The following is a 24,956-nucleotide window of genomic DNA, read 5'->3' as shown; positions in this document are numbered from 1 at the left end:
CGCAGTCACAATCGATATCCCCCCTGACAACAGTCAGCAAACTATACGAATTTGCTACGCCGACTTGGTGCGCAGATTCGTGATCCTCGTGATTATTGGCCCCCACCGACGAGTAGCTCTTATACAAGCCTTTTGGTGATCCGATGCAAGGTGCCTGAGAGGGCTTTTGATCGGATTCGAGCTTGCTGCGACCGGTTTTGTCGTGGAGACTGTTTTGAGATGGCCGATGCTAAGGGCAGGATTCGGCCGAGAGGCGTCGGGGGAAATGATGGGATTGTTCAACCGGATATTTGCCGGGCAAAAGATCGACGAGCGGGCGTCCGATTACACCCTTGTCGCCGCGAGAACGCTTAATCAGGCTGCAGCCGCCAGCGCGGAAACGCTGGAAGAATTGGCAAGGCAGGAGATCTCCGGACGCGACTGGCTGGAAGCCTCACGATCCGAAACCAACAGCCCTCCGCTATTCCTTTCGGTCGGGCCGTCCGACATTCAGGAGAACACGCCGTGACCCAGAGGATGGCGAAGCTCGATCGCTCGCTGAAGCTCGTTCATATGTTGTGCGACAGCGGGGAAGGCCTGACACTCGACGAGATGGCTTCCGGGCTCGGGGTTACCAGGCGGACCGTTGAGCGCTTGCGCGACGTGATCGCGCTTCATTTCGATGTGGTCGAGGAAAGCGATGGGCGAACCAAGCGGTTCCGCATTCGAGATGCATTGAGGCGGGTGTACACGCGCCCCACGGCTGCCGAGATCGCGGCACTCCAGGCTGAAGCCGACGCTCGCAATCGCGAGATGGCACCTCAGGCAGCATTGCTCTCCAGTCTGCTCGACAAGACAAAGGCTGCATTGGATGATCGGGAGAAGCGAAGGGTCGATCCGGATCTCGAATCCTTGGCCCGCCTTCAGCGCAGCCGGGTCCCCGCCGGTCCGGCCGTCGTCGCCGACCCGGAAAATTTGGCCGCTATCCAGGGCGCCATCATGGCCGGGCAATGTGTGGAGTTCGATTATCGCGCTGACGGGGTCGATCTCCCGCGGTGGCGCCGCGTGATACCCTTTGGCCTAGTGCATGGTCCCATCACCTACCTGATTGGCAAAATGCCCGATCGCGATGCCGATCCCGTGCCCTTCCGTTTGGATCGGATGAGCAACGTGCGTGCGGCCAACACGTCGGGATTGCCCCCAGCGGACTGGGACATCGACCGGTGGTTATCACAAAGCTTCGGCATTTGGCGGGAGGAAGATCACGCGGTCGTGTTGCGGGTGCTTCCATCCTCGGTCGAACGCGCACGGCACTGGCGTTTCCATCCCGCTCAGGAACTGGAAGAAACAGATGAAGGAATGATCGTAAGGTTCCGGGCCGGTGGCCTCCGCGAAATTGCCGAGCATCTTTTTACATGGGGCGGCGAGGTTGTGATCGAAGGCCCCGATGCGCTCAAAGCGGTCATGCGGGAGCGGCTGGATGCGGCAAGCGCCTGCCTGCGACCGCTTTTGACGCAACATGACGCTAGGGCAGGGGCATGAGAAAGCCCGATTCTGTTTCTGCGCTCAATGACTTTGGCCGCGTTCGGTTGTCGAAGTCGTTCTTCATGCGGGATTTCCTGTTCTCCGACATTGCGGCGGTCCACGGTCTGAACAACCTGCCGGACGATCCTGATCTGGCGATCGCTGCAGGAAGCAGGCTCTGCGAAGAACTGCTCGAGCCTTTGCAGGATAGGTTTGGCCGCATCGCCGTTCGCTCCGCCTTTCGCTCCTGCGAGGTCAATGGGCTGGGCAACGAGATGCAGGCTGCTGGGAAGAGCGGGTACAATTGTGCTTCGAACGAAGCGAATTTCGCTGGCCACATATGGGATCGTCGCGACGCCAAGGGCCGAATGGGGGCCACGGCGTGCGTCGTCGTTCCGGCGTTCTGGGACGCATTCCAGGCGGAAGGGGATTGGCGAAAGCTCGCCTGGTGGATCCACGATCACCTTCCCTATTCGAGCCTCTACTTCTTCCCGAAGTTCTGGGCCGTGAATATCGCCTGGCGCGAGGAGCCGGAACGGCGGATCGACAGTTACGCCTCTCCCAAAGGCTGTTTGACCAAGCGAGGCATGCCGAACAATTTGGGATCTCACGAGCAGGATTGGGCTGGCATCGAGAGAGCAACGGTCGGCGCGCTCGCCTGACGGGGTATCGGGCATTCGCGTTGAGTAATTTGAGAAAGTTCGGGGGGGATTATGAAGCAGTCGTGCAGTTGGGCGTTTGGATTGATTGCAGCGAGCGCGTTGGTCATGCCGTCGCTTGCCCATGCCCAGGACAAGAATGCATTTCGCGATCAGGCCAAGGCTTCGCTTGCTCAGCTCCAAGGCCAAGGCGAACCCAAAGATCGCTGTTCGATGGGTGCCTTTGTCGGGGAGGGCGGCCTCGTGACGCGGACGTTCTCGGCATCCGCTCTGAAACCTGGAGATCGTCTCATCTCGATCAATCGTGTGGACGTATCCGGCAAGCGGGCCGAAGACATCATCGCGCTCCTGCGCGAGACTGGCCCGGCGACGGTGATCCCGGTGAGCATTGAGCGAGGCGGGCAGCCCACGGACGTGGAGGTGAGTTGCTCCAATGCCCGGCCTGCCACGGAAGCGTTGTTGAATGGCCTCAATCTTGCCGCCCGCGGCAAATTCGACGAATGCGTTTCCGCCTTTGGGCAGCGCGATGATCTCGGAACATATGGCACCGCAATGAAGGTTCAGTGCGCCTCGCTCTCGCGTAACTCCGAGCGATACAACCTCGCGCAGTTCACCTTTGATGCCATGCAGATGCTGGTCGAGGATGCGCGTTGGGCACCTTCGATGCGGACCGATGTCATCCGGCGCCTGCGCGCGAGCGAGGGCCTCATTACCCAGGGGCTGGGAATTGCACGTTTTCAGGAGCTGGTCGCCGTGACACGGTCCTGGCCTGGAGGCGAGCGCATGTTCGAGGAATCTGCGCCCGATTGGGCCATGTTTCGGCGCAATTCCGAGGCTTCGCTCCGCGCCCGATTGATCGATCCGGATTCCGCGCGGATCGAATGGCCTTATGGGTTCACCTATGGGACTTGGAAGCCCATCCTGTCCAAGCGTGTCGAAGGCTACTGGACTTGCGGGTCGATCAATGCCCGCAATCGCATGGGGGGCTACACCGGCAACACGTCGTTTGTCGTCGTCCTGGATTCCAATGGTTTCGTCCAGTTCGTCGACATGGGCGAAGCGCGGGACTTCGACTTTGTCACGAACCAGTGCAACGGGTCCGTGAAGTTTTTGCCCCCTCCGCAGCGAGAGCTTGCCGGGGCAGCGGTGGCCCAACCTGCGCAAGGGACATCAATTGCCGACGAGTTGAGAAAGCTGGTCGATCTCAAGAACAGCGGTGCCCTGAGCGAAGCAGAATTTCAGGCTGCCAAAGAGCGACTGCTCGGCACCTCTGGGCAGCAGTGAGCGATGATGGTCCCCGGCCAGCTGATCACAGCAATCGATACGGCCATTGGTCCTGGCTCGAAGCCTCCGCCCTTGCCGGCTCACTGATCGTTTCCTGGGGGCTGAAATGGCATTGCGATGTATCGACACTCATTCGGGCAAGAGCATCCATGCGTTCGAATTCGCCCCGCAGGAATGGCAATCGCTTTCCGTTAAAAACGCGCTCGAACGGCACCTGCGAGCACCTTGCTGTCAGGCAGAGATAATCCTCAGACGTTCGAAGCTCGGCACGCAGCATTTCGTTCACAGGTTCCGCGGGGCCTGTACAAGCGCGCCCGAAAGCGAAGACCATCGCCAAGTGAAGCAAGTGATAGTCGAGGCGGCGAGGGCCAATGGCTGGCTTGCAGAGGCAGAGATCGACGGACTGAGCGCAGATCGCGAGCCGTGGCGGGCCGACGTGCTCCTAAGCAAAGGGGCTGCTCGCATCGCCATCGAGGTACAATGGTCAAAGCAGAGCCAAGAGGAGACGGCTCGCCGACAATCCCGCTACGCTTCGTCCGGGGTCCGCGGTCTCTGGCTTTTCCGGCAATCGCGTTTTCACGCATCCAAGGACATTCCCGCTGTCCGGGTCAGTGGCGCCCCGCTCGATGGCTACGAGGTCTTCGTACCGACCGGTGCCGGCGAGCAGGCCTTGCCGCTGGCATCATTCATTACAGCAGCTCTGAACCGGCAGTATATGTTCGGCCTGCCGCTCGGCGCGCCGGCGGACGTTGAGATCCGGTGCGGCAACTTGGATTGCTGGAAGTGCGGGGCCGAGACGCGGATCATCACCGGACTCGATATCAGCATTGGTCCCCATACGCTTTCGGCGACCATCCCCGATCTCAGCGGTTGCCCTGATCTCGTGCGGAGGACCTTGCAGGCGATCCCTGCACAAGCATCACTTGGCCGGATCACGCACCGCGACAGCCGAGAGTCTGGTTCTCGTTACCTGAGCAACGGATGTGCCCACTGTGGCGCTCTAATCGGCGCTCACTACGAATATCAGGCCTGGGACCACCAGGGTGTCGTGGCGAGGTTCCGCACCGTTGTCGATGATCGGATGCGGCAATTGGCGATCAACCTTGGTGAAGAGCCGGGATGGGGCGTCCACATGGAAATTTCGTTGACCTGAAACATCCCATTTCAATCCTCGGCAAATCGCCATCCGTCAGCGGCAGTTACGACCGCTTTTGACGGACGACTGAAATATGAGACGCTGATGAGCGAATTGTTCCTCCCAGGCGTGCCAGCCGACCTGGTCCGCCTGTCCCTAGATAGAGCTGGTGGCAACGAATTGGCCTCTGGCAAATTTGCTAGTCCAGAAAGTAGCGCCGCATTGGCGGCGAATGGGTTTGGTTGGTTCATCGAAAGACCAAGCCTACTTCCGGCTTTCCCTGGCCTCGATGACATCGAATGGCCAGCTGCGTCGGTCGAGATTGAACGGCAAATGCGCTTTCCCTGGCAAGGCGGTCGTCACCCATGGCTTGATGCAGCGGTTGTTACCGGCACCCATCTCATTGGCGTGGAGTCCAAGCGGTTCGAACCATTTCGAGATCAGAAGCAAGCCGTTCTGGCCCAAGCGTATGATCGCGATGTTTGGGGCGAGACGATGGAGCCTTGGCTGGCCATGCGCGATGCCTTGCGAGAGGATCCGCTTTCCTATCGCTATCTTGATGCCGCGCAGCTCGTGAAGCACGCTTTTGGGCTCTCGACCGAAGCCAGGCGAGTCAATCGAGCGCCGGTCTTGCTGTACCTCTACGCCGAGCCACCAAGTGTGCCTGCCTCTGCTTGTTCAGGGCACCGCGCGGAAATTGAGAACTTCTCAGCCGCGGTGCGCGGCGCGCGTGTCCGATTCGCCGCGACGAGTTGGGCTGACTGGCTGGATCGCTTTGCTGTGCCGACCGCGCCCCCTGCGGTAAGGGCGCATGCCGAAGCTCTGCGTCTCAAATTTCAGCCATAGATCGACGAACCAAGTGGCATCCTAGGTGCCAAGACCCGTATTCGCGCCGATGCTGCTCTTCCTGCCCCCGCGACGCCAGACAGTGGGTCATTGCGATGCCGGGATTCTCTCGCGCAGCCGCAACCAAAAAAATATGCGACAGCTGGCCGTGCTACCTAGCCTGCTACCTAGGCGGAAGACGGACCGTCGCGACCCAAATTTCAGGCCGCGTAAGTTATTGAATTTATGGAGTAAGGTGGTGGACGCACTAGGGCTCGAACCTAGGACCCGCTGATTAAGAGTCAGCTGCTCTACCAACTGAGCTATGCGTCCATTCCGACGGTGCCGGAAGCGCGATCCGGAGCGCCGAAGCCGCATCCCGATTCGCGTGAGGCGCTGCATTTAGCGCGTCGGCCCTCGATGGCAAGGGCCTTTTCGCAATCGCGGCAGATTAGATCGAAAGGCCGCGGCGCGGCGCCTCGCGGTTCCAGCGGTTGACCATCATCAGCAGGCCGATGCAGATCATGTTCGTCATCATCGACGAGCCGCCGTGGCTCATCCACGGCAGGGGGATGCCCTTGGCGGGCGCCATGCCCATCACCATCAGCAGGTTGATGGCGATGTAGAAGAAGATCGTCGCGGTCGCTCCGGCGGCCAGCAGCGCGCAGAAGCGGTCCTGCGATTCGCTCGCCACCTTCCAGCCCCAGCGCAGGATCAGCGTGTACATCGTCAGCACGAACAGCCCGCCCATCAGGCCCCATTCCTCGGCCATGGTGGCGAAGACGAAATCGGTGTGCGGTTCGGGCAGGTAGTTGAGGTGGCTCTGGGTGCCGGCGTTGAACCCCTTGCCGAACAACCCGCCCGATCCGATCGCGATCTTGGACTGGGCGATGTGATAGCCCGCGCCGAGCGGATCGCTTTCGGGGTCGAGGAAGGTCGTCACCCGCGCGCGCTGGTAATCGTGCAGCGCGAAGAAATAGATCAGCGGCATCGCCGCCACGCCTGCGCCGCCCGCCAGCAGGAACCACCACAGCGGCAACCCGGCGAGGAACATCACGACGACGCCGCCGAAGGCGATCGCCACCGATGTGCCGAGGTCGGGTTGCAGCAGCACCAGCGCGATTGGCATCACGATCAGCATCCCAGACGGCACCACCGAGCGCCACGATCCGATCAGACCCGCGGGAAGCTTGGAATAGAACCGTGCCATGGCCAGCACCACGGCGGGCTTCATCAGTTCGGAAGGCTGGATGCGGATCGGCCCGGCCTCCAGCCAGCGCTGGCTTCCGCCGCCGACCTGGCCGACGATCTCCACCGCCAGCAGCAGCAGCAACACCGCCAGATAGGAGGGGTAGGTCAGCACATTCACCGCCTCGCGCGGAAGCGCGGCGATGATGCCGGTCATCACCGAAAACACGGCGAAGCGGATGAAATGCGACTTGGCAAAGGGCTCCATACCCCCGCCGCCGGCCGAATAGAGCACCAGCCCGCCGAATGCGGTGAGCAGCAGCAGCGGGATCAGCATTTCCCAGGGCTGGCGGGCAATCGGTTCGGGCACGATTCCGCTACGGGCGGCAAAGGTGTTCACTGGCCGGTCTCCGCAGTGGGGAGGGGGAGGGGTGTGGGGCTCGGCACCGGGGCGGGCGGGGCGGCACTGCCCGCGGGAGCGCCCGAGGGATTGGCTTCGGGCCGGGGGGCGATCACTTCGTCGGCAATCGCCTCGGTCTGGGCGGCGGCGACACGCGCCTCGGCCTCGACCCGGTCGAAAATTTCCTCGTCGCGGCGCGGCGGGCGGCTGACGGTGGCGCCGCGCTCGGCGGCATAGGCGGCGTAGCGCGCGTCGAGCCGCTGCTGCGCGGTGCCGCCCCATCCGGCCTCGAGCGCGGTCAGCGCCTCCATCCCCTTGGCCGGATCGAACAGGAAGGTCATCACGTCGCGTGCGATCGGATAGGCCGCGCCCGACCCGCCCCCGTGCTCGATCACCACCGCGCCGGCATAGCGCGGGTTGTCATAGGGGGCGAAGAAGATGAACAGCCCGTGGTCGCGATATTTCCACGGGCCGGACTTGCCGTTTGAGATCGACAGCGAGACGACCTGCGCGGTGCCGGTCTTCCCCGCCATCAGCGTCCCCTCGATCGGCAGCCGCGCGCGCCCTGCCGTGCCGGGGCCGTTGACCACGTCGCTCATCGCCTGGCGGACATATTCTACCTGCTCGGTCGAGAAGTCGGCCTTGTCGAAACCCTGCGGCTTGGTGTCGAGCGTGAGGCGCGGCATGACGTGCTTGCCGGTGGCAAGGCGCGATGCCATCACCGCCAGCTGCAAGGGGCTCGAGAGCATGTAGCCCTGACCGATGGTGGCGTTGACCGTGTCGAAGGTCTGCCATTCGCGGCCCCACTTGTTCATCTTCCACGCCGGATCGGGAACGGTGCCGTAGAACTGGCTGGTGACGGGGAGGGGGAATTCCTGCCCCATCCCGCACAATCGCGCCATGTCGGCAATCGGCTGCATACCGACACGCTGGGCCATGGCGTAGAAATAGACGTCGCAGCTCTGGTAGATGCCCTTGGCCATGTTGGTCGCGCCGTGGCCGCGGCGGTTCCAGCAGCCGAACACGCGGTTGCCGACGCGCAGGCCGCCGCCGCAATAGACGGTCTCCTCGGGATCGACCCCGGCCTGCATCAGCGCCATCGACACCATCGGCTTGACGGTCGATCCGGGCGGATAGAGCCCCTTCAGAACCTTGTTGCGCAGCGGCACGCGCTCGTCCTCGCGGAGCATCGCATATTCCACCCCGCCGATCCCGTCGGAAAAGGAATTGGGATCGAAGCTCGGCATCGAAGCCATGCAGAGCAGGTCGCCGGTGCGGCAATCCATCACCACCACCGAGCCGCTTTCGAGCCCGATGCGGCGCGCGGCATAGTCCTGCAAGGGGCCGTCGATGGTGAGGCGTACGGGGTTGCCCTGCACGTCCTCGCGAGTCTCCAGATCGCGGACGATCCGGCCACCCGCGGTCACTTCCACCCGCCGCGCGCCCGGCACGCCGCGCAGCTCCTTTTCGAACTGCTTTTCCAGCCCGTCCTTGCCGATCTTGTAGCCCGGTGTGATCAGCAGCGGATTGGGGTCCTTCTCGTATTCCTCGGCCGAGGCAGGCCCGACATAGCCGATCAGGTGGCCGACGCTCGATGCGGTCGGGTAGAGCCGCGAAAAGCCGCGCTGCGGGACCACGCCGGGCAGATCGGGCAGGCGCACGCTGAGGGCGGCGAACTGTTCGTAGCCAAGCCCGCTTGCGACTTCGACCGGAGCGAAGCCGCGCGAGGTGGCGACCTTGTCCTTGATGTCGGCGATCCGCGCCGGGCCGAGGTCGAGCAGCTCGCCCAGCCGGTCGATGGTCGCCTCGGCATCGACCAGCCGCTCGGGGATCAGGTCGACGCGGAAATCGGCGCGGTTCGAGGCCAGCGCCGCGCCGTTGCGATCGAGGATCCAGCCCCGGCGCGGGGGGATGAGGGTGAGGTTGACCCGGTTGCTCTCCGATTCCAGCCGGTATTTCTCGTTCTCCGCGACCGAGAGATAGCCGAGCCGCAGCGCCAGCAGCACCCCGATCCCGCCCTGCACCGCGCCGATCACCACCGCGCGCCGATCGAAGGTGGCGCGCAGGATCGAGGCGTTGAGGAGCTTGTTGGGGCGGTCGGAAACGCCGTTGCGGAACGGAAGCCTGAACTTCATCAGTCGATCGTCCGCGCACGCGACAGGCGGAACCGGTCGAGCCAGGCGACCAGCCGCGCGATCACCGGGTAGAGCAGCACCGCCAGCGCCGCCTGAGGGGCGGCGACGGCGAACATCTCCGGCGTCAGCGGCGCGCCCGAGATCACCAGCGCGGCGCTCCAATAGGTCAGCGCCAGCAGGCTGGCGGTGAACCAGTCATGCCAGAAATCGCGCCAGGGAAAGCGGGTCTCGATCAGCTCGATGGCAATCATCGCCAGCGACCATAGCAGAATTGCGCTGCCGAAGGGCTGTCCGCTGAACAGATCGTCGAACGCGCCGAGCGGGGCTCCGGCCCACAGGGGCAGCACGCCCGGCCGCACCAGCCGCCAGCCGAGCAGCATCAGAAAGCCGAGCGAGGGCAGCAGCGGCATCAGATCGGCCATCAGCAGCACCGGCAGCACCGATCCCAGCATGATCGAGGCATAGGGCACCGACCGCCTGCGCAGGGGCGAGGACGTGCGGTTGATCCGGCGGCCATAGATGTCCGAGCGGGCGCGCGGGTCGAGCTGCTCCATTACTCCTCCGCAGCCCCGGCGCGGGGCGAGGCGGTGGCGGCGGGGGAGGGTGCGTCGCCGGGGGAGAGGGCAGGCTCGGCCAGCTCGGCCACGGCGGCGGGCTGGGCGACGGGCTCGACCGCGACGAAATTGGTCGAGGCCGGTTCCGCTACCAGCTGCGCGATGCCGCCATCGGGCGTGATCTTCGCGATCACCGCCACCGCGACGCCGGGGCGGTAGTATCCGCCCGCGCCGCTCGTCACCATCATGTCGCCGACCTTGAGCGGATTGACCCCGAGGTTGACGAGGCGGATGCGCAGCAGCCCGTCACCGCGCCCTTCGGCAAAGGCGATGACATTGTCGGCGGCGCGGCGCACCGGCAGCACGCTCTCGCTGTCGGTCAGCAGCAGCACCCGCGCCGATCCGCGCCCGGCTTCGAGCACCCGGCCGACGACGCCGCGCTCCGAGACGACCGGCATTCCAGGCCGCACGCCATCATTCCACCCCGCGCTGATATAGGCATGACGCCGCCCGCTGGTGGCGGTCGAGCCGACCAGCCGCGCCATCGCCACAGGCTTCGCCTCGCCTTCGGTGAGGCCCAGCAGGCCCCTCAGCCGCGCATTCTCTGCCTCAAGCGCCTTGGCCTCGGCAATGCGGATGCGGGCGATTTCGAGTTCGCGGCGCAGTTCGGCGTTTTGGGAACCGGCCTGAAAATAGCCCGCAATATTGGCAATCAGGCCCTGCGACCCCGCGCGCGTCACAGCGCCCGCCTCGCCCGCCGGGGCGACGACAACATCGCTCGCCACACCGCGCAGGGGCGCAAAGGCCGCCGGCTGCCACAGCGACAGAACCAGCAGCACAAGACCCAACGCAGCACCCGCGCCCGCCAGCAGATAGCCGGTGAACACCGAATACTGCGCCTTCTTCGAAAAGCCCGAGCGGCGCGAAGAGGGGGGCGCCATGGCTTAGGATCCCTTCTGACTTAGGCGCAGCGCACTCACGCGGTCATCAAGACGCCGCGATAGATCGGATCTTCCATCGCCCGGCCCGTGCCGATGGCGACGCACAGCAGCGGATCTTCCGCCACCGAAACCGGCAGGCCGGTCTCTTCGCGCAGATGCTCGTCGAGCCGCCGGATCAAGGCACCGCCGCCAGTGAGCACTATACCCTGATCGACGATATCCGCCGCCAGTTCGGGCGCGGTGTTCTCGAGCGCGATGCGCACCCCTTCGACGATCGCGCCGATCGGTTCGCTGAGCGCTTCGGCGACATGCGCCTGATTGATGGTGATTTCCTTCGGAACGCCGTTCACAAGGTCGCGGCCCTTGAGGGTGATGGTCTCGCCGATCCCGTCCTCGGGGATCATGGCGATGCCGTAATCCTTCTTGATCCGCTCCGCCGTGGCGTCACCGATCAGCAGGTTGTGGTGGCGGCGCACGTAGGAGACGATGGCTTCGTCCATCTTGTCGCCCCCGGTGCGCACCGAGGTGGTGTAGGCGAGCCCGCGCAGGGAGAGCACCGCGACTTCGGTGGTGCCGCCGCCGATGTCCACGACCATGCTGCCGACCGGCTCGGTCACGGGCATGTCGGCGCCGATCGCGGCTGCCATGGGCTCGAGGATCAGATGCACGTCCGAAGCGCCCGCGTTCGAGGCCGCATCGCGGATCGCGCGGCGTTCGACCGAGGTCGAGCCCGAAGGCACGCAGATCACGATCTCGGGATAGCGGAACATCGACTTCTTGCCGTGCACCTTCTGGATGAAGTGCTTGATCATCTGTTCGGCGACTTCGATGTCGGCGATCACGCCGTCGCGCAGCGGGCGGATCGCCTCGATGCTGTCCGGGGTCTTGCCCATCATCATCTTCGCATCGTCACCCACGGCCTTGACCCGGCGGATGCCGTTGATCGTCTCGATCGCGACCACCGAAGGCTCGTTCAGAACGATCCCCTGGTCCTGCACATAGACGAGGGTGTTGGCCGTCCCGAGATCGATGGCCATGTTCTGCGAACCGAATTTGAAGAAGTTGGACAGAAAGCTCATGGATGAAGGTGTTCCAGTGGTGGCGGGGCTGGGGCCGCGCGCCGCTGTGAGGGGCGGTGGCGGTGAATTTCGACCCGGTTATGACATGACAGCGCGCGCCTAGCGAATCCGCAGGCAAAAGGCCAAAATATTTGTCCACTGTAACGGCGGTTTTTTGCCGCCTCCCCTCGAATTTGCGGCGACCCATCGCTAGCGTGCGACAAATGCCCGAAATCCGCCGCCTGCCTTCGTCACTTGTGAACCGTATCGCTGCGGGCGAGGTGGTCGAACGCCCGGCTGCGGCGCTGAAAGAGCTGGTCGAGAACGCGATCGACGCCGGTGCGCAGCGAATCGGGGTGGTGCTGGGCGAGGGCGGTCTTGCGCGGATCGAGGTGGTCGATGACGGCTGCGGCATGGGGCCCGATGGCATGGCGCTGGCGCTGGAACGCCATGCCACCTCCAAGCTCCCCGATTCGCTGATCGGCGCCGACGGTGCGATCGAACTGGTGACGACGCTGGGCTTTCGCGGCGAGGCGCTGCCGAGCATCGCCAGCGTCGCGCGGCTGACGATCGAGAGCCGCGAGGCGGGCTCTGCCGAAGGTTGGCGCCGCGTGGTCGATCACGGCGCGGTGCTGGCGGACGAGCCTGCCGCGCTGCCGCCCGGCACGCGCGTGCGTGTCGAAGAGCTGTTTGCCAAGGTGCCCGCGCGCCGCAAGTTCCTGCGCACCGCGCGCAGCGAGTATGCCGCCTGCCTCGACGTGGTGCGCCGCCTTGCCATGGCGCGGCCCGACATCGCCTTCACGCTGGAGACCGCAGGCGAGGGAGCGCGGCGCACTGTGCTCAACCTGCAAGCGGGTGAGGAACTGGCGACCCGCGTGGCGCGGATCATCGCGCATGAGCTGAAGGACAATTCGGTCGCCATCGCCATGGACCGCGACACGCCGCACGGGGTGATGCGGCTGACCGGGCTGGCGGGGCTGCCGACCTACAACCGGGGCGTGGCCGATCACCAATACCTGTTCGTCAACGGCCGTCCGGTGAAGGACCGGCTGCTGGTGGGCGCGGTGCGCGGGGCCTATGCCGATATGCTCGCGCGTGATCGCCACGCGGTTCTGGCGCTGTTCCTCGACCTGCCACCGCAGGATGTCGATGTGAACGTCCACCCGGCCAAGACCGAGGTGCGTTTTCGGGATTCGGCAGGGGTGCGCGGGTTCATCGTTTCAGGATTGCGGCAGGCGCTGGCGACCGGGGATCGCCGCAGCGCGCAGGGGCCGGACCGCGCGGCGATGGGGCGGTGGGTGAGCGAGCCTGTGGTTGCCGCGCCCGCGCTCGTTTCTCCGACGCTTGAAAGCATCTTCTCGGGCCGTGACTGGACAGCGCCGCAATCGCAGGTGAGCGAGGCGCGCCCGGCATGGAACGCGCCACTTGCTGCGCCACAGGGCCGCGCCGAGGAAGCCGTGCCCGTCCCCGAGGAAGCCCGCCAATACCCACTCGGCATTGCGCGCGGGCAGGTCGCCAATACCTATATCGTCGCCGAAGCCGCCGATGGTCTGGTGCTGGTCGATCAGCACGCCGCGCACGAACGCCTTGTGCTCGAACGCCTGCGCGCCGCCGGAGCGGACGAGGCCAATCGCCGCTCGCAGGCGCTGCTGGCGCCCGATGTGGTCGAGATGGACGAAGTCGATTGCGACCGTCTGGAGGACGCGGCCGAGGGCCTTGCGCGCTTCGGCCTCGTGATCGAGCGCTTCGGCCCCGCCGCCATGCTCGTGCGCGCGCTCCCCGCCGCGCTGCCCAAGGCCGACAGCGCCCGCCTGCTGCGCGATCTCGCCGACGATATCGCCAAGCATGGCAGGCAGGAGGACAGCGGCGCGCTGCTGCTGGCCGAACGGCTCGAACTGGTGCTCGCCACGATGGCCTGCCACGGATCGGTGCGCGCCGGACGCACGCTTAGCGTGGCCGAGATGAACGCGCTGCTGCGCGAGATGGAAGCCACCCCGCGCTCGGGTCAGTGCAATCACGGACGCCCGACCTGGGTGAAGCTGTCGATGGAAGACGTCGAAAAGCTGTTCGGGCGGCATTGAGCCGCCCTCCCGCTAGGCGCTGCGGGCGTGCGCGTCGATATCGGGGATGATGCGATAGCGTGCCAGCACCAAGCTGAAGACGCCGAACATCACCATGCCGATCGCGACAAGCGTGAACAGCCAGCCGGTGCCCGCCAGCGATTCGACCGCTTCGCCGAGCGTTTTCACGTTGGACGAACCCTTGGCCAGAAACCCGGTCTCGATCAGCGACCAGCCGATCACCGCAAAGGTCACCGCGCGCGCGGCATAGCCGATCCGGCCGACCAGCTTGGTCTGGTCGGGCGCGGCCGGAGAGATATTGTGCATGAACTTGGCGGTCGCGGCCTTCGTCGCCTGCGCGACCGCGGCGAAGAAGAAGCAGATGCCGAGGATACCGATCACCGCCCCGCCGAGCGGGAAGGACAACACGCCCTGCGCCGCCTCGGACGCGCCGCCGCCCGCACCTGCTGCCGCGCCGCTGGCGAACTTGTAGGCGGTCCATGCCAGCGCAAGATGGCCGATGGCGCTCCCCGCATGGCCGATCCGCTGGGCCCAGCCCTTGGCGTCAGACCCCTTGTGCTCGATATCGAAGGCGGGAGAGGCGAAGCGGAACAGCGCGTAGGCGAGCAGGCCGACCACCAGCACCCACAGCAGCACGTTGCCGCCGGGGATCGCATCGACCGTCGCAAAGATGCCCGTGGTGCCTTCGCTGATCTGCCCGATTGCGCCCAGCGCAATAAAGCCCAGCACCGTGTAAAGCACCGCGCGGGCGAAGAAGCCCACCCGCACCAGCATCTCCAGCTTACCCGTCCCTTCGCTCACCTTCGCGCTCCTCTTGCGTTGCCATGTGCAGGCAAGAGCAGCGTTCGCGGTTCTATGTTCCCTCCGCGCCTGAATTTGTAGCGCGGCAGGTCAGCGGCGCAGCGCGCTTTCGATGTCGGCGAGCTTGCCGTCGGCCGCGGTGTCCTCCGGCAGACCGAGCACCGCGCGCAGCAGGGCGGCGACCGCGACATTGTCGAACACCGGAACCTCGGCGCCGCGTGCGAAGGCCGGGCCGCTGGCGATGAACAGCGCGAGCATATCGGGGTCGGCATTGTCGTAACCATGCGCCCCGCCGCTGACGGGGTAGGACGGCGCGCCCGATAGGATCGTCCAGCCATTCTCCGCGATGCAGATGATCGCCGCAACGCGCGGATTTCTGCCGTATCGAAGGCGCGCGGGGAGGTCTTCCTTGCGCTGGCAGGTCATGTGTTCGTGCGGCACCAGCAACGCCTCGGCCACGCGGTTGTCGGTGCCGGCGGCGGGCTCGATCGCGGCATAGGGCCCGGTCTCGACCGCGATGTAGCTCGCCCGGTCGATCAGATCGTCGAGCTGGATCACGCGCGCCTCGTCCACCTGCCGCATCCCGTGGTCGGCGACGATTACCCAGTTCACCGCGACGCCCAGCGCCTTGGCGCCCGCGACGAGTTCGCCGATCCGCGCGTCGACCTCGGCAATCGCAGCGTTCACCTCGGCGCTTTCGGGGCCGAAGCGGTGCCCGGCTGTGTCGACCGTGTCGAAATAGATTGTCGCGAAGGCGGGGCGGATGTCCGTCGGGCGGCGCAGCCAGTCGATCAGCGTGGCGACGCGCTGGACGTTGGTCACGTTCTGGTCGAAGCGCATCCAGTCGCGCGGGCGCAGGCCGCCGATTGCGACCTCGCTGCCCGGCCAGAACATCGTCGCGGTGCGCAAGCCCGCACGCTCGGCGGCGATCCAGACCGGCTCGGCCTCGTCCCACCAGAAGGGGTCGAGCGCCTGACGTGCATTGCCGAGGCTGAACATCTCACCCGGACGGCGCGGGTCGATCATCGAATTGCCGACGATGCCGTTACGGTCGGGCACCTTGCCGGTGACGAGCGCGTAGTGATTGGGGAAGGTCTTGGTGGGAAAGCTCGGCCGCATCGGCCCGCTCGCGCCGGCCTTGGCCAGCGCCGAGAGGTTGGGGGTGATCCCGCGCTCCAGATAATCTGGCCGGAAGCCGTCGATGCCGACAAGCACGGTGACGGGCCGGGCAGGCTCCCGTGCGGCGAGCTCAGCGGGGAGGAACAGCAGGGCGATCAGGGTCAGGAGAGTGCGCATGGCGCGCGCTCTAACCACGGCGCGCGACAAAAGCGAGACGCGCGAGCCGCTTTCCTACAGGTGGGCGAAGGGGTTATGCCGGGGCATGACCAGCGCGCGCACCCTGTCTGACAGCTTCGGGAAAAGCACGGTTAGCGTGGCCGGTTTTTCTGTTCTTGGACAGTGTCTCATGTGTCTCCAACAGGCGGACGCCGCCGCCTGCCGGTTCAGCATTCAGACGTTGAACTTGAACAAGAGCACGTCGCCATCCTGCACGACATATTCCTTGCCTTCCTGCCGCAGCTTGCCCGCTTCCTTCGCGCCCGCTTCACCGCCGAGCGTGACGTAATCGTCATAGGCGATGGTCTCGGCCCGGATGAAGCCGCGTTCGAAATCCGAGTGGATCTCGCCCGCCGCCTGCGGTGCCTTGGCACCATCGGGGAAGGTCCAGGCGCGCGCTTCCTTGGGCCCAGCGGTGAAGAAGGTCTTGAGCCCGAGCAGCTTGTACCCGGCGCGGATCACGCGGGCGAGGCCGCTTTCGGTGAGGCCCAAAGCCTCGAGGAATTCGCCCCGGTCTTCCACCGGCATCGCGACCAGTTCGGCCTCGATCGCGGCGGAGACGACCACGGCCTCGGCCCCCTCGGCGGCCGCCTTGGCGAACACCTTGGCGGACAGCTCGTTGCCCTCGGCGGCGTCTTCCTCGGCTACGTTGCAGACATACAGCACCGGCTTGGCGGTGAGCAGCTGCGCCTGGCGGAACAGGCGGGCTTCCTCCTCGTCCTTGGGTTCGGTGAGCCGCGCGGGCTTGCCGTCGCGCAGCAGGTCGAGCGCCTGGCCCAGCACGCTCGCCATGGCCTTGGCCTCCTTGTCACCCGCTGCGCCACGCTTGGCCGCTGCCGGCACGCGCTTTTCGAGGCTTTCGAGGTCGGACAGCATCAGTTCGGTCTCGACCACTTCGGCGTCGGCAATGGGGTCGACCTTGTTGGCGACGTGCTGGATGTCGTCATCCTCGAAGCAGCGCAGCACGTGGACGATGGCATCGACCTCGCGGATATTGCCGAGGAACTGGTTGCCGAGGCCTTCGCCCTTGCTCGCGCCCTTCACCAGACCCGCGATGTCGACGAAGCCGAGCTGCGTCTCGATGATCTTGGCGCTCTTGGCGATGGCGGCGATCTTCTGGAGGCGATCATCGGGCACCGCAACCTGGCCGACATTGGGCTCGATGGTGCAGAAGGGGTAATTGGCCGCCTGCGCCGCCTGCGTCTCGGTCAGCGCATTGAACAGAGTGGACTTGCCCACGTTGGGCAGGCCGACGATCCCGCAACGGAAACCCATGATGATTGTCTCTTGATTATCTGGAAAGCGCCGCCCTTAGCGGGGAGGGGGACGGATGGCTAGAGCCTCACCGCTGATGCACCGCGCGCACCAGCGGCCCGGCGCGCGAATTGCCGAGCCATGCGGTCTGCACCTGCGCGGTGACCGTGTTAATCGGCATTTGCGGGATCGCGCCGCCGCTGACCGGCAGGCGCAGCGGGCGGGTGCCGGGGGGCTGCGCGATCAGCCCCGCGATGGCGCGGGCGACATCCATCGGATCATTGCTGCGCCCCGAACCGTCTTCGGTTCCCATTGCGGCGACCTGATCGGGATAGCCCTTGCTATGCACCGCCATCGACCGCTCCCTGAGCGCGGCGGAGTACATGTTGCGGTTGACCCATACCTTGGTGGGATAGCCGCCCGGCTCGATGATGGTGACATCGATCTGATGCGGCACCAGCTCATAGGCGAGCTGCTCGCTCATCGCCTCCAGCGCGAACTTGGTGGCGGAATAGTGTCCGGAATAGGGGGCGATCACGCGGCCGAGCTGGCTCGAAATCTGGATGATCTGGCCGCCCCCCTTGCCGCGCATCCCCGGCAAAACCGCGCGCGCCATGCGGTGCGGGCCGAAGACGTTGGTGTCGAAGATCAGGCGGGTGGCCTCCATGTCCTGCACCTCGACCGGCGAGGTGATGCCGATCCCGGCATTGTTGACCAGCACGTCGATGGGCCCGCCATTGATGCGCTCGGCCTCCTTCACCCCGGCGTTGACCTGCTTGAGATCGGTCACATCGATGCCGATGACGTGCAGGTCGAGGCGCTCGGCACTCGCCAGCGTCATCAGTTCATCAGCCTCGGTGCGGGGGAGGCCCCGCATCGTCGCGAACACCCGCGCGCCCTGCCGCGCCAGCAGCTCCGCCGTCAGCCGCCCGAAGCCCGAGGAGCAGCCGGTGATCAGCACGCTCTTGCCCGCAAAGGACAGCTGCGGCGTGTAAACCGGCTCGGCGGCATGGGCGCGCCGGGCGGCGAGGGCGGCGGTGGCGGCAGCACCGGCAAGCAGGGCGCGGCGGTCGAGGCTCATGCGGCAAGTCCTTGGCTGAAGCGGGCGTCAGTCCAGACTATTGGCTCTGCGCCATTGTGCAAGCGCGTCCGGGTTGCGCAGGCGGATCAGCGTGCCGGTGTAGCCCGCGAGATTGGCCTCGGTCCGCACGCGCGGGCCGCTGTTCCAGCGCGCCACATACCAGAAGAACGCCGCATCGAAGCGCTCGGGACACCCCTCGGGCATATCGGGGCGCGAGCGGCCGCGATGGGTGATGATCCGCTTCGCCAACCGCCACAGGCACAGGCGGATCGGGAAATCGAGATAGATGACCGTATCCGCCCGCGCGAGCCGGGGCGCGAGGGTGCCGCCGTAATTGCCCTCGATTAGCCATTCGTCCCGCGCCACGACCTCAGCGAGGCGGGCGTGCAACTCGGCCTTCTCCGTTTCGACCCAGCCCGCCTGCCAGCCAAGCTGGTCCATGTGGACAAGCGGCAGGCCCATGCGCGGCGCAAGCTCGCGGGCGAGGGTGCTCTTGCCCGATCCGCAGGGGCCGATGACGAGCACGCGCTTCACGAGGATACCCTCAACCCTCCGGGCCGATGGTCCGCACCACTTTCCCCGTGCTGTCGAGGAATTCGATCGCGCTTGAGCCGTCGGGATCGACTCTGAGCATGAGGCGTGGCACGCCCGTCTGATCCTGGAGCATTACGACCGAGGCACGATCCATCGATTTGCCAACGAACACCCGCGGCGCGCCGCCTGATGCTGCATCGCGAATGATCGGCTTATCGCCTTCCATCGCGAACATCGTCTCGCCGGGACGGTCGGAGATGATCATTGCAGCAATGTCCTTTTCCCCCATATCCCGCTGGATGAGCTGAAGGGTCTGGTCATTTTCGAAGCGGTCGAAGGTAAGGCTTGCCCCGGCGTTGACGGCGCCATTTTCGCCTTTTTTGCCCGCCCAGATCAAACCGCCATTCTCGGTGCCTTCGTCGTTGAGGAAAAGAAGCCCTGCTGCATGGCGACGGTCAGGTCGGGCTATTTCCTTGCCCTTGAAGAAGGAGCCGGGGAAGTTATCCCGTCCGGCGATCACCATGCGCAGCGTCCCGTCGGGTTCGCGCACATTGATCCGCTCGACATCGAGTACCTTGGGCTGAGGACGGTTCGCTGCAATCAACGTCACCGCCATGCCGACCAACGCTGCGCCGGTCACGATTCCCTGTAAATAGCCTGCCATCTCACTCTCTTCCTGTATTATAGAGATAATACAGTAACGCAGTAACAGTCAGGCGGTCAATCCTTCAGGCGCAGTGCCACATCATTCATGAAGCGCACATCATCGCCCTTCGCCAGCCACTCCGCCTCCGCGCCCAGCGCGCCGAGCATGGCGGCGAGATCGTCCTCCTCGGTCTTGGCGAAGTTGCCGAGCACGTGGCCCGTCACCCGGTCCTTGTGCCCGGGATGACCGATGCCCAAGCGGATGCGGCGATAATCGGGCGCGCCGAGGCTGGCGCAGTGCTGGTCGATCGAGCGCAGGCCATTGTGACCCGCATGCCCGCCACCCTGCTTCACCTTGACCTTGAAGGGAGCCAGATCGAGCTCGTCATGGAACACCGTCAGCGCTTCGGTGGTGAGCTTGTAAAAACGCAGCGCCTCGCCCACAGCGCGGCCGCTCTCGTTCATGAAGGTCGCGGGCTTCAGAAGCAGCACCTTGTGGTTGCCGATCCGCCCTTCCTGCGCCCATCCGCTGAACTTCTTCTGCACCGGCGCAAAGTCATGCATGTCGGCGATCACATCCGCCGCCATGAAGCCGACATTGTGCCGGTGGAGCGCATAGCGCGGTCCGGGATTTCCGAGGCCGACCCAGATCTGCATGACGTGCTCCCTATCGCTCCCTCGCATAAAACGAAACGCCGGACTTCCCGCGAAGGAAGCCCGGCGTTTGCGAAGCCATTACCGGCGGATCGCTTATTCGGCGCCGCCTTCGGTGACGTCGGTCTGGGTGGTGTCACCTTCGCTGCTCTTGAGCGCCGAGGGGGCGACGAGCGTGGCGATGGTGAAATCGCGGTCGGTGATCGCGCTGGTGACGCCCTTGGGCAGGGTCACTTCGCTGATGTGGATCGCATCGCCCACGTCCTTGCCGCCGACATCGATCTGGATCTCGTCGGGGATGGAATCGCTGGCGCAGACCAGTTCGAGTTCGTGACGCACCACGTTGAGCACGCCGCCCTTCTTGAGGCCGGGCGACTTTTCTTCGTTGATGAACACCACCGGCACCGCGACTTCGACCTTGCTGTCGGCAGACAGGCGCAGGAAGTCGACGTGGGTCGGGCGGTCGGTCACCGGGTGAAAGGCGACATCCTTCGGGAGCGTGCGGACGGTCTTGCCACCGATCTCGATGTTGACGATCGAATTCATGAAGTGGCCGGTCATCAGCTGACGCACCAGTTCCTTCTGCTCGACGTGGATCAGGGTGGGTTCTTCCTTGCCGCCATAGATGACAGCAGGGGTCCGACCATCGCGGCGAAGTGCACGGGAGGCTCCCTTGCCAGCCCGTTCGCGCGCTTCGGCCGGCAGGGTAAGAGTCTCGCTCATACGGATGCCTTTCGAATACGTGTTTGATTGCAGTTGTCACCGGTGCGACCGCCTCCAGGGATGACCGGAAGCACCGAAGCGCGGGCCCTTAGAGAGAGATGGCCGGTTTGGCAACCGATTTAGGGCAGGCGCCGCACGCGGTAGCCCTTGGCTTCGAGCAGCGCGGCGAGGCCGTCTGGCCCGACAAGGTGCGCGGTGCCGACCGCGATCAGGGGGCGCGGCTCCTGGCCGAGCAGCGGGACGAGCGCTTCGGCCCAGCGCCGATTGCGGCCCGTCAGCAGCGCCTCGCGCAAGGCGGGATCGGCGAGGAAGCCTTCGCGGGTCGCCTGTTCGATGGTGGCCGCATCGCCAGCCAGCCAGGCGCGTTGCAGGCGTTCGGGATCGGCACGCGACCGCTCGCTTTCGCGCACCACGGCGGCGAGCATCGCGCGCTGTTGCGCTTCGGGCAGGCGGTCGAACAGCGAGAGTTGTCCGCGCGCGCCCTCCAATTCGCGCACCGGGCGGCCCGCGAAGTCACGCAGAACCGCGCGGTCGACGCCATTAGCGGGATCGCCCGTCGCATCGACCTGCGCCAGCGCGATGGCTGCCGCCCAAGTCTCGGTCGCGCCGAAGCGATCGGAATCGAGATCGCCGCGCGCCATCAGCGTCGCCAGCGGCTCGGCCAGATCGGGCGGCACCCGGGCGGCCAGCGGCGGCAGGCCGGGGGTGGCGGAAAGCTCGGCGTAGACGCGCGAAAGCGCCGCGCTGTCATCCAGCGCGGCGATCTCGACCACTAGCAGTTCGGCCTCGGAAACGGCGCGTGTTATCGCGGGCGTGCGCCAGCGGGTGCCTTCCGGCAGGGCGTGGATGGTGCCCAGCATCCACCCCTCCACCGTGCCATCGGCCGAGGCGATTTCGTAAAGCAGCGGGTCGGGCGGGTCGTCTGGCGGAGCTTCCCGGCACGCGCCCAGCAGGGCGAGCAGCAGCGCGGCGAGCAGCAGCAGCGCGACTTGCACGCCGCTGCGCTGCACCTGCGCCGTCCCGTCCCGAACCGTCACGATCCTCGCCCGCCCGGTGCGCGCTTACTGGACGCGGGTGACGGTGATGCCCTTCTGCGCGAGGAAATCCTGCACGCTCTTGGGCCCGCCCAGATGGCCTGCGCCCACCGCGATGAACACCGTGCCCGGTTCATCCATCCGCGCGCCGATCCATTCCGCCCAGGCGGCATTGCGATCGAACAGGATCAGATCGCTGATATTCGCCTCGCTCATATCGTCGTTGAGCAGCGCGGCGAGCTCGTCGACCTTGCCCATCCGCCAGTTCTCGACCATCGCGGGCAGGGCGGTTTCCATTTCGTCCAGTCCCTCGACAGTGGTCATCAGCAGCCTGACCTGATCCTCGTTGGACAGCGAGGCGAAGAAGCCGAACTGCTGGTCGAGCGTTTCGAGGCCGATCCGCTGCTTGTCCTTGGTGCGTTCGGCGATCACGCGCTCCACCCCGCTTTCCGCGCCGAAGCCCATCTGGCCGAACTTGGCGACGGTGATGTTGATGAACGCGAACCATGGACGCAGCCGATCGATCACAGCGGGCGACATGCCGGTGGCGGCAAGCTGCGGTTCGAGCTCGGTCAGCACGGCTGCCAGCTTGGCGTTCTGTTCGGGCGTGAGCAGGCCCGAAAGCGACTGGTCGGGGGCGAGCAGTCCGTGCTTCATCACCGCCGCCTGGATCGTGGCCATCTCTTCGGATTCGGGGCCCAATTCCTTCACCACCAGATCGGCCGAATCCATCGCCTCGGCCACCGGCGGGGTCAGCCATTCGACGTCCTTGGGCAGGAAGTGGAAGGTGCCGAACAGGTAGATCGTGGTGTCCTCATCCGCGACCTTCCACAGGCCGGGGGTGGCAGGTGTCGTCGCGGCGGCGGGCTCGGCATGATGGTCGGCCAGCGCCGGGGTGGCGGCCAGCAGCGCGAGCGGGGCGGAGGCGAGGGCAAGCAGCGAGGCAAGTTTCATGGATTGGTCCTTTCGCAGGGGTGGGCAGGGGGCATTGAAACGAGGCCGCCGGTCAGATTTTCCAGCGGGCATAGAGGAACGAGGCCAGCATCGCGACATAGGCGATGGCGAAGACCCCGAAGGCGTGGGGCGGCGGCACGAAGCCCCCGGCATAGAGGACAGCCCAGACCGGAAAGCCCGACAGCACGGCAATGCAACCGCCGGTAAAGCCGATCAGATTGTGCTGGCGCTTGTAGTCGTCGATCTTGGCAAAGCCCCATAAGGGCAGGGCGACGAGACCGAACAGCATCAGCGCCGCCAGCATCAGCGCTAGCCACCGGGGCAGCTTCAACGCTTCCCAATCGCCGGCAAACAGGTTGCCGCTGCCCTCGTCGAAGAAGCCTGTGCTCAGGCCGATCAGCGCTCCGACCACCCCGGCCGCGATCAGGAACAGGGTCTGCGTGCGAACGCGCTGGCGGGTGCGGGCTTCGCCCGGGCCGAGGTTGGGATCGGTCATGTCAGCCTCCGGGCCATGTTGGCGATGAAGGACGCGACCAGCACTCCGACGAACAGAATCATCACATCGGGCTGCGGCAGCACGCCGCCGCGATAGCCGAGCCACCATGCGGGTGCGACCGTGGTAAAGAAGCGGAAACCCGCGCTCTCGCCGAAGATCAGCAGATTGCGCTCGACCTCGTCCATGTTGCGGCGCGTGATGGCGGCGAGCAGGGGCATCCCCACCAGCCATAGCAGCGCAGCGCCGACCGCAAGATCGGTCGGCAACGGGCCGTTGGAATAGAGATCGTTTGCGAGCCGTCCGCCGGAAGGCCGGGCGAAGACCAGCGTGATCAGCATCGAAAAGCCGATCAGCGCCACCATCGCCCAGCTATAGCGGCGGGTGCGCGGAGTGACGGGATCGCCCTGCGTGAGCGTGGGCCACTTGCGGAAGGTCGCGACCACGATGAACGCGCCGATGATCCCCGCGACCACCGATCCCGCCAGATCGACTGAGGCGACGTTGTTCTTGGCGACTTGAATCGCGCCCCAGGCGATGCCGCTCAGCAGCAACGTCAGGCCCGCGGCAAACCACAGCACCGGGATTGCGAACCGCCGGAAGCGCGCGCCGAGGCTGTTGTCGTCATCGTCGGCGATGGTCGTCAGATCGTCAGTGTTCGTCATCGAAAATCTCCTCGATGCGCATGTCGAACAGCCGCGCGATGCGGAAGGCGAGCGGGAGGGAAGGGTCATGCTTGCCGGTCTCGATGGCGTTGACCGCCTGCCGCGACACGTCGAGCCGCCCGGCGAGTTCAGCCTGACTCCAGTCGCGTTCGGCACGCAGGACTTTGAGGCGGTTTTTCACGGTGTCACCTGTCCCGCCAACGCCGGAAGGCCAGCGCCACGTGGAAGATGGTCGCCATGATCGCGAGCGTCCAAGGTTGCTCGGGCACGTCGAACCGGCGGATGGGCAAGACTTCGAGCATCAGAATAATCCCGGCAAAGGCGAGAGCCCAATTGGCCGCGAAAGCGATCTGCGCCCTTGCGAACTCATCATTCGACCAGCTCAAGACCAGACCGATCAGGCTCCCTGCGACCACGCCGGACGCCAGGGGCGTGAGGATGACGATCTTGCCGAACTGCATACTCGCGAGCAGGAGGAAGGACGCGGGAAGCCCGGCCCACATCGCGGCGTAGGCGAAGGAGCGATCCTGCTCGTCGGGCTTGAAGTTGCGCGAAGCGAAACCGCGGGGTCTGTAGGGCATCACATGTCTCCGAGCGCGCGCTTGACGAACAGGCCGATGTAAAAGGCGGCGATCGCCAGCACAGACACCGCTGTTGCGGGGATGCTGCGGCCATCATCCGTGCCGGTCACGCCGTCGAAAAAACCTTCGGCAGCGGGCAGGCCCAGAAAAGTCAACAGCATCGTCCCGAAAGCGACGCTGGCTCCGGCGTTCCACAGCCCTTCGGTATATTCATCCGCGCGCCGGGTCGCGAGCATGACGATGCTGCTGGCTATCACGATCAGAAGAGCGATCAACCCAAGCGATTGCAAACCATCGAAGACCGAGGCGACGGCGGTGAGGAGGAGGGCACCAAGGCCGACCCAACTGGCGGCCATGAAGATACTGGCGCGATTGATATGGGCGGTGGCCATGGCCTCAGAAACCCATCGCGGAGGTCAGCTTGGCGAGCACATTGCCC

The 24,956-nt window shown here is 65.4% G+C and carries 27 protein-coding genes and 1 tRNA gene; 7 read left to right on the top strand and 21 right to left on the bottom strand.

What is annotated here, in order from left to right; genetic code table 11:
* Nucleotides 1-265 precede the first annotated feature (265 nt).
* The 6 genes from E2E27_RS11785 to E2E27_RS11760 all read left to right on the top strand — a co-directional run bounded on the left by E2E27_RS11785 (nt 266) and on the right by E2E27_RS11760 (nt 5,427).
* Nucleotides 266-508, top strand: coding sequence for a hypothetical protein (locus E2E27_RS11785; RefSeq protein WP_234036038.1), 243 nt, complete (start codon nt 266-268; stop codon nt 506-508).
* The gene (locus E2E27_RS11780) at nt 505-1,521 is read left to right on the top strand and encodes a helix-turn-helix transcriptional regulator (RefSeq protein ID WP_141459405.1); all 1,017 of its coding nucleotides are present in this window, start codon (nt 505-507) and stop codon (nt 1,519-1,521) included. The genes E2E27_RS11785 and E2E27_RS11780 overlap by 4 nt, the downstream gene beginning before the upstream one ends.
* Nucleotides 1,518-2,165, top strand: a complete 648-nt coding sequence (locus E2E27_RS11775; protein WP_141459403.1) for a hypothetical protein — start codon at nt 1,518-1,520, stop codon at nt 2,163-2,165. Before E2E27_RS11780 ends, E2E27_RS11775 begins: the two co-directional genes overlap by 4 nt.
* A gap of 51 nt (nt 2,166-2,216) precedes the next feature.
* Nucleotides 2,217-3,446 (top strand): SHOCT domain-containing protein, encoded by a 1,230-nt coding sequence (locus E2E27_RS18910; RefSeq protein ID WP_199799078.1) that lies wholly within the window; start codon nt 2,217-2,219, stop codon nt 3,444-3,446.
* A 106-nt stretch (nt 3,447-3,552) separates the two neighbouring features.
* Nucleotides 3,553-4,599 (top strand): competence protein CoiA, encoded by a 1,047-nt coding sequence (locus E2E27_RS11765; protein WP_141459401.1) that lies wholly within the window; start codon nt 3,553-3,555, stop codon nt 4,597-4,599.
* An 87-nt stretch (nt 4,600-4,686) separates the two neighbouring features.
* On the top strand, nt 4,687-5,427 hold the full coding sequence (locus E2E27_RS11760) for a PGN_0703 family putative restriction endonuclease (RefSeq protein ID WP_141459399.1): 741 nt from the start codon (nt 4,687-4,689) through the stop codon (nt 5,425-5,427).
* A 236-nt stretch (nt 5,428-5,663) separates the two neighbouring features.
* Here E2E27_RS11760 and E2E27_RS11755 read toward each other — a convergent pair.
* From E2E27_RS11755 to E2E27_RS11730, 6 genes are all read right to left on the bottom strand, one after another.
* Nucleotides 5,664-5,739 (bottom strand) — tRNA-Lys (locus E2E27_RS11755).
* A 118-nt stretch (nt 5,740-5,857) separates the two neighbouring features.
* Nucleotides 5,858-6,931, bottom strand: a complete 1,074-nt coding sequence (rodA, locus tag E2E27_RS11750; RefSeq protein WP_141461841.1) for a rod shape-determining protein RodA — start codon at nt 6,929-6,931, stop codon at nt 5,858-5,860.
* 59 nt (nt 6,932-6,990) lie between these two features.
* Nucleotides 6,991-9,129, bottom strand: a complete 2,139-nt coding sequence (mrdA, locus tag E2E27_RS11745; RefSeq protein WP_141459397.1) for a penicillin-binding protein 2 — start codon at nt 9,127-9,129, stop codon at nt 6,991-6,993.
* Nucleotides 9,129-9,683, bottom strand: a complete 555-nt coding sequence (gene mreD, locus E2E27_RS11740) for a rod shape-determining protein MreD (RefSeq protein WP_141459395.1) — start codon at nt 9,681-9,683, stop codon at nt 9,129-9,131. The genes mrdA and mreD overlap by 1 nt, the downstream gene beginning before the upstream one ends.
* Nucleotides 9,683-10,624 carry a rod shape-determining protein MreC gene (mreC, locus tag E2E27_RS11735; RefSeq protein WP_141459393.1) on the bottom strand — a complete coding sequence of 314 codons (942 nt, stop codon included), beginning with the start codon at nt 10,622-10,624 and terminating at the stop codon, nt 9,683-9,685. Before mreC ends, mreD begins: the two co-directional genes overlap by 1 nt.
* Before the next feature lie 35 nt (nt 10,625-10,659).
* A complete protein-coding gene (locus E2E27_RS11730; protein ID WP_086607493.1) occupies nt 10,660-11,703 on the bottom strand; it encodes a rod shape-determining protein in 1,044 nt (347 codons plus the stop codon).
* A 203-nt stretch (nt 11,704-11,906) separates the two neighbouring features.
* On the opposite strand from E2E27_RS11730, the gene mutL reads away from it, so the two are divergent.
* The gene (gene mutL, locus E2E27_RS11725) at nt 11,907-13,763 is read left to right on the top strand and encodes a DNA mismatch repair endonuclease MutL (RefSeq protein ID WP_141459391.1); all 1,857 of its coding nucleotides are present in this window, start codon (nt 11,907-11,909) and stop codon (nt 13,761-13,763) included.
* A 12-nt stretch (nt 13,764-13,775) separates the two neighbouring features.
* Here mutL and E2E27_RS11720 read toward each other — a convergent pair whose 3' ends face one another.
* The 15 genes from E2E27_RS11720 to E2E27_RS11650 form a co-directional block, all read right to left on the bottom strand.
* A complete protein-coding gene (locus E2E27_RS11720; RefSeq protein ID WP_234036037.1) occupies nt 13,776-14,564 on the bottom strand; it encodes a DUF1206 domain-containing protein in 789 nt (262 codons plus the stop codon).
* A gap of 90 nt (nt 14,565-14,654) precedes the next feature.
* Complete coding sequence (locus E2E27_RS11715; RefSeq protein WP_141459389.1) at nt 14,655-15,860, bottom strand: alkaline phosphatase family protein; 1,206 nt, start codon at nt 15,858-15,860, stop codon at nt 14,655-14,657.
* Nucleotides 15,861-16,073: 213 nt separating this feature from the next.
* Nucleotides 16,074-17,174 (bottom strand): redox-regulated ATPase YchF, encoded by a 1,101-nt coding sequence (gene ychF / locus E2E27_RS11710; RefSeq protein ID WP_141459387.1) that lies wholly within the window; start codon nt 17,172-17,174, stop codon nt 16,074-16,076.
* Between the two features lie 67 nt (nt 17,175-17,241).
* Entirely contained in the window at nt 17,242-18,234 is a 993-nt protein-coding gene (locus E2E27_RS11705; RefSeq protein WP_141459385.1) for an SDR family oxidoreductase, read from the bottom strand.
* Nucleotides 18,235-18,261: 27 nt separating this feature from the next.
* Nucleotides 18,262-18,768 (bottom strand): AAA family ATPase, encoded by a 507-nt coding sequence (locus tag E2E27_RS11700; protein ID WP_141459382.1) that lies wholly within the window; start codon nt 18,766-18,768, stop codon nt 18,262-18,264.
* 10 nt (nt 18,769-18,778) lie between these two features.
* Complete coding sequence (locus E2E27_RS11695) at nt 18,779-19,432, bottom strand: hypothetical protein (RefSeq protein WP_141459380.1); 654 nt, start codon at nt 19,430-19,432, stop codon at nt 18,779-18,781.
* Between the two features lie 56 nt (nt 19,433-19,488).
* A complete protein-coding gene (gene pth, locus E2E27_RS11690; RefSeq protein WP_141459378.1) occupies nt 19,489-20,070 on the bottom strand; it encodes an aminoacyl-tRNA hydrolase in 582 nt (193 codons plus the stop codon).
* A 93-nt stretch (nt 20,071-20,163) separates the two neighbouring features.
* Entirely contained in the window at nt 20,164-20,790 is a 627-nt protein-coding gene (locus E2E27_RS11685; RefSeq protein WP_141459376.1) for a 50S ribosomal protein L25/general stress protein Ctc, read from the bottom strand.
* Between the two features lie 119 nt (nt 20,791-20,909).
* Nucleotides 20,910-21,827, bottom strand: coding sequence for a TraB/GumN family protein (locus E2E27_RS11680; RefSeq protein ID WP_234036036.1), 918 nt, complete (start codon nt 21,825-21,827; stop codon nt 20,910-20,912).
* Nucleotides 21,828-21,851: 24 nt separating this feature from the next.
* Nucleotides 21,852-22,778: a TraB/GumN family protein gene (locus tag E2E27_RS11675; protein ID WP_181443426.1), complete on the bottom strand. Its 927-nt coding sequence runs from the start codon at nt 22,776-22,778 to the stop codon at nt 21,852-21,854.
* Between the two features lie 52 nt (nt 22,779-22,830).
* The gene (locus E2E27_RS11670; protein WP_141459372.1) at nt 22,831-23,274 is read right to left on the bottom strand and encodes a hypothetical protein; all 444 of its coding nucleotides are present in this window, start codon (nt 23,272-23,274) and stop codon (nt 22,831-22,833) included.
* A complete protein-coding gene (locus tag E2E27_RS11665; protein ID WP_141459370.1) occupies nt 23,271-23,936 on the bottom strand; it encodes a hypothetical protein in 666 nt (221 codons plus the stop codon). Before E2E27_RS11665 ends, E2E27_RS11670 begins: the two co-directional genes overlap by 4 nt.
* The gene (locus tag E2E27_RS11660) at nt 23,923-24,117 is read right to left on the bottom strand and encodes a helix-turn-helix transcriptional regulator (RefSeq protein WP_141459368.1); all 195 of its coding nucleotides are present in this window, start codon (nt 24,115-24,117) and stop codon (nt 23,923-23,925) included. Before E2E27_RS11660 ends, E2E27_RS11665 begins: the two co-directional genes overlap by 14 nt.
* Nucleotides 24,118-24,121: 4 nt before the next feature.
* Entirely contained in the window at nt 24,122-24,517 is a 396-nt protein-coding gene (locus E2E27_RS11655) for a hypothetical protein (RefSeq protein WP_141459366.1), read from the bottom strand.
* Nucleotides 24,517-24,909, bottom strand: a complete 393-nt coding sequence (locus tag E2E27_RS11650) for a hypothetical protein (protein WP_141459364.1) — start codon at nt 24,907-24,909, stop codon at nt 24,517-24,519. Before E2E27_RS11650 ends, E2E27_RS11655 begins: the two co-directional genes overlap by 1 nt.
* Nucleotides 24,910-24,956: the final 47 nt, after the last annotated feature.

This window comes from Porphyrobacter sp. YT40 (assembly GCF_006542605.1).
Taxonomy (GTDB): domain Bacteria; phylum Pseudomonadota; class Alphaproteobacteria; order Sphingomonadales; family Sphingomonadaceae; genus Erythrobacter.
This window is presented reverse-complemented; position numbering and strand designations above follow the sequence as displayed.